This window comes from Anaerostipes sp. Marseille-Q3525 (assembly GCF_018223505.1).
GTDB lineage: Bacteria > Bacillota > Clostridia > Lachnospirales > Lachnospiraceae > Anaerostipes > Anaerostipes amylophilus.
In genome coordinates, this window is record NZ_JAGTTT010000044.1 from 1 (window position 1) to 10,781 (window position 10,781).

9 protein-coding genes, 1 tRNA gene and 1 rRNA gene are annotated in these 10,781 nt (G+C 36.0%); 9 read left to right on the top strand and 2 right to left on the bottom strand.

Going from position 1 to position 10,781, the window contains the following annotated elements:
* From KE503_RS13395 to KE503_RS13410, 4 genes are all read left to right on the top strand, one after another.
* Window positions 1-177, top strand: a 23S ribosomal RNA gene (locus KE503_RS13395); the annotation flags it as partial.
* Window positions 178-250: 73 nt separating this feature from the next.
* Window positions 251-322, top strand: a tRNA-Trp gene (locus KE503_RS13400).
* Between the two features lie 235 nt (window positions 323-557).
* The gene (locus tag KE503_RS13405; RefSeq protein WP_212385520.1) at window positions 558-1,247 is read left to right on the top strand and encodes a C40 family peptidase; all 690 of its coding nucleotides are present in this window, start codon (window positions 558-560) and stop codon (window positions 1,245-1,247) included.
* Window positions 1,248-1,264: 17 nt separating this feature from the next.
* Window positions 1,265-2,134 (top strand): radical SAM protein, encoded by an 870-nt coding sequence (locus KE503_RS13410; protein ID WP_212385521.1) that lies wholly within the window; start codon window positions 1,265-1,267, stop codon window positions 2,132-2,134.
* 74 nt (window positions 2,135-2,208) lie between these two features.
* On the opposite strand, the gene KE503_RS13415 is transcribed toward KE503_RS13410, so the two are convergent.
* A complete protein-coding gene (locus KE503_RS13415; RefSeq protein WP_212385522.1) occupies window positions 2,209-3,018 on the bottom strand; it encodes a histidinol-phosphatase HisJ family protein in 810 nt (269 codons plus the stop codon).
* A 219-nt stretch (window positions 3,019-3,237) separates the two neighbouring features.
* On the opposite strand from KE503_RS13415, the gene KE503_RS13420 reads away from it, so the two are divergent.
* From KE503_RS13420 to KE503_RS13440, 5 genes are all read left to right on the top strand, one after another.
* Window positions 3,238-4,923 carry a Na/Pi cotransporter family protein gene (locus tag KE503_RS13420; protein WP_022374760.1) on the top strand — a complete coding sequence of 562 codons (1,686 nt, stop codon included), beginning with the start codon at window positions 3,238-3,240 and terminating at the stop codon, window positions 4,921-4,923.
* Window positions 4,924-5,144: 221 nt separating this feature from the next.
* Window positions 5,145-6,158, top strand: coding sequence for a type I glyceraldehyde-3-phosphate dehydrogenase (gene gap / locus KE503_RS13425; protein ID WP_055197827.1), 1,014 nt, complete (start codon window positions 5,145-5,147; stop codon window positions 6,156-6,158).
* 166 nt (window positions 6,159-6,324) lie between these two features.
* Complete coding sequence (locus KE503_RS13430) at window positions 6,325-7,530, top strand: phosphoglycerate kinase (RefSeq protein WP_022374986.1); 1,206 nt, start codon at window positions 6,325-6,327, stop codon at window positions 7,528-7,530.
* Window positions 7,531-7,598: 68 nt separating this feature from the next.
* Complete coding sequence (gene tpiA, locus KE503_RS13435; RefSeq protein ID WP_022374987.1) at window positions 7,599-8,345, top strand: triose-phosphate isomerase; 747 nt, start codon at window positions 7,599-7,601, stop codon at window positions 8,343-8,345.
* Window positions 8,346-8,465: 120 nt separating this feature from the next.
* Window positions 8,466-9,656 (top strand): phosphopentomutase, encoded by a 1,191-nt coding sequence (locus KE503_RS13440; RefSeq protein ID WP_212385523.1) that lies wholly within the window; start codon window positions 8,466-8,468, stop codon window positions 9,654-9,656.
* Window positions 9,657-9,759: 103 nt separating this feature from the next.
* On the opposite strand, the gene KE503_RS13445 is transcribed toward KE503_RS13440, so the two are convergent.
* Complete coding sequence (locus KE503_RS13445) at window positions 9,760-10,689, bottom strand: alpha/beta fold hydrolase (protein WP_212385524.1); 930 nt, start codon at window positions 10,687-10,689, stop codon at window positions 9,760-9,762.
* Window positions 10,690-10,781: the final 92 nt, after the last annotated feature.

A 10,781-nucleotide genomic window follows, 5' to 3' on the forward strand; every position in this document is an offset into this window, starting at 1 on the left:
CCAAGTCTGGAAGGGATAAACGCTGAAGGCATCTAAGCGTGAAGCCCCCCTAAAGATAAGATTTCCCATACCGAAAGGTAGTAAGACCCCTTGAAGACGACGAGGTAGATAGGGCAGAGGTGGAAGTGCGGTAACGCATGGAGCTGACTGTTACTAATCGGTCGAGGCTTTAACCAAAGAAGGCTGAGTGTAAAAGATGTGAATAGTTCTTGTATGTTGTTTTGAAGGTATATCCTTTATAATTTAATAAAGGGGCATAGTTTCAATGGTAAAACATCGGTCTCCAAAACCGCAGTTGGGAGTTCGAGTCTCTCTGCCCCTGTTATTGAAAGATAGATTAGATTTATGTCTAGTCTATTTTTTGTTTTATAAGAAGATAAATCTGAGCATCTTGCTTGCTAAGCAGGATCGCACTGCTTTCTTGAATATTTCAAAAAACGTTATAAATATTACAGAAATATTACAAAAACACTTTACAAGAAATCAATAATATGCTAAGATTACAATAAATGTAACAGAAATGTAACAATTATAAAAATAGAATTGAGGCAATAATTATGATAAAAATAGTAAAGAAAATAACAATGATTGCGGCTATGACAGCCGTAATGTTAACAACAACGATTACCCCAACAATATCGACAACAACATCATCGACAACAACAGTTTTTGCAGCATCAGGATATAGTGGTAAAATATATAAACATTGGTGCAGAATGAGAAAATCAAAATCTAAAAAAGCAAAAACGATCAAAAAATTAAAAATAGGAACAAAAGTAACAGTTCTTTCCACGAGTGGAAGTTGGAGAAAGATCAAAGTTGGAGGAAAAACAGGATATGTACTAAAAAAATATGTATATATTAATACAAGAGCACCAAAACTAAAAGGAAGTACATATAATAAAGGTAAAACAGTAGCATCATTTGCACAACGATTTGTTGGGAACCCATATGTATGGGGAGGAACGAATCTGAATACTGGTGCAGACTGTTCAGGATTTGTAAAAAGTGTGTACAAATCATTTGGATATAATCTTCCAAGAAGTTCATCTTCTCAGAGAAGAGCAGGACGTAAAGTTTCATATAAAAAAAAGCAGCCAGGAGATTTAATTTGCTATAATGGTCATGTTGCTATTTATATAGGTAACGGAAAGATTGTTCATGCAAGTTCTAGGAAAACAGGAATCAAGATTTCTCCAAAAGCTAATTATCGAAAAGTACTTTCAGTAAGAAGAATTGTAAAATAAAAAAATCAGGAGAAAATATGAGATATGAAGGAATGATTTACAGACCGCCAAGTGAGGCATATAGTCTGATTGTACAGGTAACAATCGGCTGTAGCCAGAATCACTGTATTTTCTGTAATATGTTTAAAGAAAAAAGCTTTAGGATCAGAAAAGCAAAAGAAGTACTTGAAGATTTGCAAGATGCAAGGAATCAATACAGACATGTTGAGAAGATCTTTCTTGCAGATGGAGATGCATTGGTCTGTAAAACACAAGACTTAGAATCAATTCTTCATTTTATTCAAGGAAAATTTCCAGAATGCAGACAAGTAACCTTATATGGATCACCAAGAAGTATCTTAATGAAGGACCAAGAAGAATTGGACAAATTACAACGACTTGGAATATCTATGATTTATATGGGATTAGAATCAGGAAATGATGGTGTCCTTGCATATATGAAAAAAGGTGTGACAGCACAAGAGATGATCGAGGCTGCACATAAGGTAAAAAAGGCAGGAATCCGACTATCTGTTACGGCAATCTCAGGTTTGGGTGGCAGAAAGCTATGGAAGGATCATGCCAAAGATACAGGACTCGTTTTATCAGAAATGAAGCCAGATTATATAGGATTGCTCACGTTAATGATAGAAGAAGGTCTTCCGTTGGCAGATAAGATCAGAAGCGGAGAATTTGAACTTTTAAATCCATATGATATTTTGATCGAAACAAAAGAAATGATAAAATATCTGGATTGTCCAGGATGCCTTTTTAGATCAAATCATGCATCCAATTATGTAAATTTAAGAGGAACATTAAATCAGGATAAAGAAACAATGATTCATTTATTAGATGAAGCAATTAAGGGAAATATTCATATGAAATCAGAATGGATGAGAGCACTTTAAAATGGATCAAACAAAGTAAAAGAACGAAATTATAGGAATATCTTATAATTTCGTTCTTTTTGGTATTATGAAACTTATAATTTAATAAATTCGGGCTTTTTATTTCGAAAAATCGTATAATAACGAACTCCAAGAGAAGACAGAAAATCAGGCAATTTATGAAAATCATAAGCCATATGTTTAGGACAATGTCCGTCGGAACCGATGGTGATGATCTCGCCGCCAAGTTCGAGATATCTTTTTATAATATCATGATGAGGATTAGGATCATTCATGCCGTATTTAAGTCCAGCAGTATTCACTTCAATGCCTTTTCCATGATCGATGATAGTTTTTAAAATAGTATCTAGGAGATCAGAATAATCACTGTAATGAAATTCAAAAGAAGGATCTTTGATATAACGTGCTGCATAATCAATATGTCCATAGACACAATAATCATCAAAAGAAGAAACATTTTTTAAAATATCTTCAAAATAATGAGCAAGTCCTTTGCCGGCAGGGTAAGTTTCAAAATAAATTGCATCATAAGGATCCATAAAGTCAACAATATGAGTAGAACCAATAATGAAATCGAAAGGTTCATCCTTTACAAAATCAGAACATTTCTTTAAAGTTGTTGGCATTAATCCAAGTTCAACCCCATAATTGATTTCAATCTGATCCTTAAATTGTTCTTTCATTGTAAATAAATTTTCTTTATAAGACGGAAGATCCAAAAGAAAGTCAAAATCATCAGGGTTATCGGGATAATCAATATCATGATGTTCTGTAAAACAAATGGTTTTAAGACCAAGAGAAATTGCCTTTTTGATCATATCTTCCATAGGACTTTCTGAATCGGAAGAAAAACTGGTATGTAAATGATAATCTGCAAGAATCATAAAAAACTCCTTTGTAAATAGTCAAAATAAACAAAAATTAATACTTTTATTATACACGTTATAATAGAAACATAAAGAAAAAATAAGATCTATGTAAAAAGTTCTTTAAATATAGGAGTATGTTTGTTAAAATTATTTATGTCGTACAAACGATAATATTATATATGTGGGAGATCCAATAAGGGGGATCTGTTAAAAACACAGGAGGAATCATAAAAAATGAATACACTAACACATGTCGGTAACCTGTTTGCGTTTATCGGCGGACTTGGAATGTTTCTGTATGGCATGGATATCATGGCATCAGGACTTCAAAAAACAGCAGGAAATAAAATGAGAGACCTGCTAGGATATCTGACCAATAATCGTATTCTGGGTGTTCTGGTAGGAGCATTGGTAACAGCAATCATTCAGAGTTCATCTGCAACTACAGTTATGGTTGTTGGTTTTGTAAATGCTGGTATCATGAACCTTACACAGGCGGCAGGAGTTATCATGGGTGCAAATGTTGGTACAACGATCACAGCATGGCTTGTATCAGCCAATGAGTGGGCAGGAGCACTGAAGCCAGATTTCTTTGCACCATTTATTTTAGGTATTGGAGCATTCATCATTACATTTTCTAACAAACAGAAGTTGACACAGAAAGCAGAGATTGCAGTTGGATTTGGTATCTTATTTATTGGATTATCATCTATGTCTTCATCCATCTCAGTCTATCAGGATAGTCCTATTTTTTATAAAGCATTTCAGGTATTAGGAAGTAATCCGATTCTTGGAATTTTAGTTGGGGCGGTTGTAACAGCGATTATTCAGAGTTCTTCAGCATCTGTTGGTATTTTACAGACATTAGCAATGAGAGGAATTGTAAACTGGAGATCAGCAATCTTTATTACTTTAGGACAGAATATTGGTACTTGTATCACTGCAATCTTATCAAGTGCAGGAGCGAATAAAACAGCAAAAAGAGCAGCGGTAATCCATTTAAGCTTCAATGTATTAGGAGCAGCAATCTATGGAGTGATCATGACGATCTTCTTTGGAATATTCCCAGATCTTGCAATGCAGCATATATCAAGTACACAGATTTCTATTTTCCACTCAATCTTTAATGTATCTGTAACGATATTGTTATTCCCATTTGCAAATGCATTGGTTAAATTATCAGGTATTATTATCCATGAAGATGTTGTGGAGGATGAAGAGGAAGAAGAACCGGAAGAGAAAGCATTACGTCACTTAGATCCACGTATTCTTGAAACACCAGCATTTGCTGTAGAGAATGCTGTAAAAGAAGTTGTGCGTATGGGTGAAATTGTTTTAAAGAACTTAAATCGTGTCACAAAAGAAGCAATGCGAGGGGAAGAACCAAGGCAGAGTAAGATCGATAAAGTTCACAATGACGAACAGGTGATCAATCATTTAGAGCCAATGATCACAGAATATTTGGTTAAGATCAGTCATCTGGCAATCACGGAAAAAGAAATGAAAGTTGTTAATAATCTATTTGATTCGATCACGGACATTGAACGTTCCGGAGATCATGTGGAAAATATGGCTGGATATCTGCAGCATATCAAAGATATGAAAGAAAGTATTTCAGAAGATGCAGCATATGAGCTTAGAAATATGAATAATCTTGTAAAATCAGCATTTGAATCAGCAATCCGTGCGATTGAATTTGATGATACAAAAGAGGCAAAAGAAACTCTTTCTTATGCGGCAGATGTGTATTATACAAGAAAAACGATCAGGAAAAGACATATCCAACGTATGAAAGATGGAGAATGTTCACCAGATGTAGGAGTATATTTCCTTGATATCATTTCCAGTATGGAAAGAATTGCGGGATATGCATTTACGATCGCCAGATATATTTTAAGTCAGAATGACGAAGAAGAATAATGAAATTTCAGGAAAATTGGTATTTATTCATTGTGCTAAAGAAACAATATCAAAATTTGGTAAAATTGTACAAGGACGTTTTATTGTATACATGATAAAAATACTAAATTTCCCTTGAATTTTTTGTCGGTATTGTTTAAAATAAGAAAGAAGTTTGTCAATAGATTAACAGATTGACAAATCCATCAAATTAATTAATCAAGACTTAGGAGGAATTTGAGATGGCAGTTAAAGTAGCAATTAATGGATTTGGACGTATTGGACGTCTTGCATTCAGACAGATGTTCGGAGCAGAAGGATATGAAGTTGTAGCAATCAACGATTTAACATCTCCAAAGATGCTTGCACACTTATTAAAATATGATTCTTCACAGGGAACATATGCATTAGCTGATAAAGTAGAAGCTGGAGAAAACTCTATCACAGTTGATGGAAAAGAAATCACAATCTACGCTGAAGCTGATGCTAAGAACCTTCCATGGGGAGAACTTGGAGTAGACGTAGTACTTGAATGTACAGGATTCTACACATCTAAAGAAAAAGCATCTGCTCATATCGAAGCAGGAGCAAGAAAGGTTGTTATCTCTGCACCAGCAGGAAACGATCTTCCAACAATCGTTTACAATGTAAACCATGAAGAATTAAAAGCAGAGGATACAGTTATTTCTGCTGCATCTTGTACAACAAACTGCTTAGCACCTATGGCTAAAGCTCTTAATGATCTTGCAGCAATCAAATCTGGAATCATGTGCACAATCCATGCTTACACAGGAGATCAGATGACTCTTGACGGACCTCAGAGAAAAGGTGACTTAAGAAGATCTCGTGCAGCAGCAGTTAACATCGTACCTAACTCTACAGGTGCTGCTAAAGCAATCGGACTTGTTATTCCAGAATTAAACGGAAAATTAATCGGATCTGCTCAGCGTGTTCCAACTCCTACAGGATCTACAACAATCTTAACAGCAGTTGTTGAAGGAAATGTAACAGTTGATGAAGTAAACGCAGCTATGAAAGCAGCTCAGACAGAATCTTTCGGATATAACACAGACGAAATCGTATCTAGCGATATCGTAGGAATGAGATATGGTTCTTTATTCGATGCTACACAGACAATGGTTCTTCCATTAGAGAATGGAACAACAGAGGTTCAGGTTGTATCTTGGTATGACAATGAAAACTCTTACACAAGCCAGATGGTAAGAACAATCAAATACTTTGCTGAATTAGCTTAATTTGATATTTGAATGAGGATAGGCCTGTAATTAATTATACAGTGTGATAAGACTCAAACAAGGGTCCGGTCTTTGGGGACCGGGCCCTATTTTTAAATTAAAACTAAAAGCCCTAATTAAATAAGAGATGCCTTATGGCATACAATCTTAGGAGGAAAAACGAAACATGTTAAACAAAAAATCTGTAGATGACATTAATGTAGCTGGAAAGAGAGTCCTAGTACGTTGTGACTTTAACGTACCTTTAAAAGACGGACAGATTACAGATGAAAATCGTCTGGTTGCAGCACTTCCAACAATCAAGAAACTGATTGCTGATGGTGGAAAAGTAATCCTTTGCTCTCATTTAGGTAAACCTAAAGGAGAACCAAAACCGGAATTATCTTTAGCACCAGTAGCAGTACGTTTAAGCGAACTGTTAGGACAGGAAGTTAAATTTGCAGCAGATGACAATGTTGTCGGAGATAATGCAAAAGCAGCAGTAGCTGCTATGAAAGATGGAGAAGTAGTACTTCTTCAGAATACTCGTTACAGAGCAGAAGAAACTAAAAATGGTGAAGCATTCAGTAAAGAACTTGCAGATCTTTGTGATGTATTTGTAAACGATGCGTTTGGTACAGCTCATAGAGCACATTGCTCAAACGTTGGTGTAACAGAATATGTTGATACAGCCGTTGTAGGATATTTAATGCAGAAAGAGATCGATTTCTTAGGAAATGCGGTTAATAATCCAGAAAGACCTATGGTAGCCATCTTAGGTGGAGCGAAAGTTGCTGACAAATTAAAAGTAATTGATAATTTACTTGAAAAATGTGATACACTGATCATCGGTGGAGGAATGGCTTATACATTCTTAAAAGCACAGGGTTATGAAGTTGGTAATTCATTAGTAGACGATGAAAAGATCGACTACTGTAAAGAAATGATGGCAAAAGCAGAGAAATTAGGAAAGAATTTATATCTTCCAATCGATACAACAGTGGCAGATGGATTTCCTAATCCAATCGATGCTGAGATCGAAGTATCTGTAGTACCATTTGATGCAATTCCAGCAGATAAAGAAGGTCTTGATATCGGTACAGCTACATGCGAAAAATTCGCAGAAGCAGTAAAATCTGCTAAAACAGTTGTATGGAACGGACCAATGGGAGTATTTGAAAATCCTATCCTTGCAAAAGGAACAATTGCCGTTGCTCAGGCTTTAGCTGATACAGATGCAACAACAATTATCGGTGGAGGAGACTCTGCAGCAGCTGTTAACCAGTTAGGATTCGCAGACAAGATGACACACATCTCTACAGGTGGTGGAGCTTCTCTTGAATTCTTAGAAGGAAAAGACCTTCCAGGTGTAGTAGCAGCCGACGATAAATAATCGTTGTAGATATTAAATTTTTTAAATAATTTTTAAACAATATATCAAGAAAGAAGGATATAAGTCTTATGCGTAAAACAATCGTAGCAGGAAACTGGAAAATGAACAAAACTCCTAGCGAGGCAAAAGCATTAATCGAAGAATTAAAACCATTAGTAGCAAGTGAAACTTCTGATGTAGTATTCTGTGTACCAGCAATCGACATTCCAGCAGCAATCGAAGCTGCTAAAGGAAGCAATATTGCAATCGGTGCTGAGAATATGTACTTTGAAGAAAGTGGAGCTTACACAGGAGAAATCGCTCCTAATATGTTAACAGATCTTGGAGTAAAATATGTTATTCTTGGACATTCTGAAAGAAGAGAATACTTTGCTGAAACAGATGAAACTGTTAACAAAAAAGTATTAAAAGCTTTTGAACATGGAATTACACCAATCGTTTGCTGTGGTGAAACTCTTGCTCAGAGAGAACAGGGAGTTACAATTGACTTCGTTCGCCAGCAGATCAAGATTGCATTCCAGGGAGTAAGTGCTGACCAGGCTAAGACTGCAGTTATCGCTTATGAGCCAATCTGGGCTATTGGAACTGGTAAAGTTGCAACAACAGAACAGGCTCAGGAAGTTTGCGCAGCAATCCGTGCATGTATCGCAGAAGTATATGATGAAGCTACAGCAGAAGCAATCCGCATTCAGTATGGTGGATCTGTATCTGCAGCTAGTGCACCAGAATTATTTGCACAGCCAGATATTGACGGTGGATTAGTTGGTGGAGCATCATTAAAACCAGACTTTGGTAAAATCGTAAACTATAAATAATTTTGATTAATTAAATGATGGGTCCCTCGGGTATTGAATATCCGAGGGATTTTTTCTTTTTAAAATACTAGAAGAAATTAGTAAATCAGTCTATAATAAAAGAAAAAGGAGGAATGTAATATGGAAAGATATAAAAGAATTTTTGTTATCGTTTTAGACTCCTTAGGAATCGGAGAGATGCCGGATGCAGCTAGATTTGGAGATTATGATGTAGATACTTTTGGTCATATTTGTGATACAGTAGGAACCTTAAACATTCCAAACTTAAAGAAACTAGGAATGCTGAATCTTCATCCAGTCAAAGAAATGGAAGAAGCGAAAAATCCAATGGCCTATTATGCTAGATTAAAAGAAAGCAGTAACGGAAAAGACACCATGACTGGCCATTGGGAGATGATGGGCCTAAAGATTGAGAAACCATTTCTTACCTTTACAGATACAGGATTTCCACCAGAATTGATTCGTGAATTAGAAGAAAAATGCGGAAAGAAAGTCATAGGAAATAAATGTGCCAGTGGGACGCAGATTCTGGATGAATTAGGTGAAGAAGAGATCAAAAATGGTTCCATGATTGTGTATACATCTGCAGATTCCGTGATGCAGATCTGTGGAAATGAAGAAACCTTTGATCTTGCCAATCTCTATCGATGCTGTGAGATTGCGAGAGAACTTACAATGAAAAATGAATGGAAAGTCGGAAGAATCATAGCAAGACCATATGTTGGAAAGAAGAAAGGTGAATTTGTAAGAACCAGCAACCGAAGAGATTATGCTTTAAAACCATTTTCAAGAACTGCGTTGAATGCATTAAAAGATGAGGAATTTGATGTGATTTCTGTTGGAAAGATCAATGATATATTCTGCGGAGAAGGAATCACAAAAGCATATCATTCTGAGAGTTCTGTCCATGGAATGGAGCAGACCGTAGATGTATGTAAAGAAGATTTCCACGGATTATGCTTTACAAATCTGGTAGACTTTGACACTCTTTGGGGACATCGAAGAAACCCGGTTGGGTATGCAAAAGAGATTGAAAAATTTGATGTTGGTTTAGGAAATCTTTTAGAAGTTTTAAAAGAAGATGATTTACTGATCATCACTGCAGATCATGGAAATGATCCAACTTATACAGGAACAGATCATACAAGAGAATATACACCATTTATTGCATACTCAAAATCTTTAAAAAGCAGCGGAAAATTAGAAGATCAAGATACCTTTGCAGTGATCGGAGCAACAGTTACTGATAACTTTGGAATCAAGATGCCAGAAGGAACGATTGGAACATCATTATTGGATAAATTAAAATAATTACAAAAAAGTACCACAGGAGTATAAAATTTCTGTGGTACTTTTGTTATGATTTAAAGATATAAAAAATTCCTTTATCTTTTACGAAATTATAATGAGAAAATTATTCATTCAAAACTGAATCCATAAAGGAAACAATTCCAGCCTCTACCTCATCCTTCAGATCATCATAATTATGAATCTCATGACGATATCCAGAATAAACACGAGTTTTTACGTTATGTTCGGTATCAACAAGCCAGTTAGAAACTTCATAGATACCCTTTCCATATTCACCAACAGGATCCTGATCTCCGCCAATATTATAAATTGGAAGATCAGAAGGAACCTTACTTGCCCATTCCGTACCAGTGATCGCTTTCATCATTTGGACAAAATAAAGTAGAGACTGGTTGGTTGTTGGTTTTGTAAATGCATCAAATGGATCTTCAGCATGATCTTTCTGAACATAAGGATCAGAACAGATCCATTCATTTCCAATGGAAACATTACCACAACGCTCGCACATCCACCCCATCAGATCAGTTGTAAAGGAAGGATCAGACTCTTTTCCTTTTCCTTCAGCAACAGCAGCCAACAGAGCAGTTTCAGCTTCTGTAGCACCGCGGAAATGTCCGGTTGTACCACAGATTGTAATTCCTGCAAGCTCTTCCCCATATTTCGCAGCAAAATCTCGAGTAATAAAGGATCCCATGCTATGTCCGAATAGAAAATAAGGAAGATCAGGATACATTTCATTGACGATCTCTTTCAACTTATGCTCATCTTCCATCATCGTATGGAAACCAGCATCACCCCAGTCACCCCAGGTGTTGTTATACATGGCAGTTTTCCCATGGCCAACATGGTCATCTGCCGCAACGATATACCCAGCATCCATAAATTTCACGATCATATGGAAATAACGGCGAGAATGTTCTCCGAATCCATGGATTACCTGTACAATTCCTTTTGGTTTGCAGGCAGGTACATAAACCCATCCCTGCACTTCATCACGATCATTAAAGGAATGAAAACTAATTTCATGAAGCATACTAAGCACCTCCGAATCTGTAAAAACTAATATGTAATGAAAATGAACAAACATATCAGCTATATAAAATTGTATCTGAATCCATTATACTC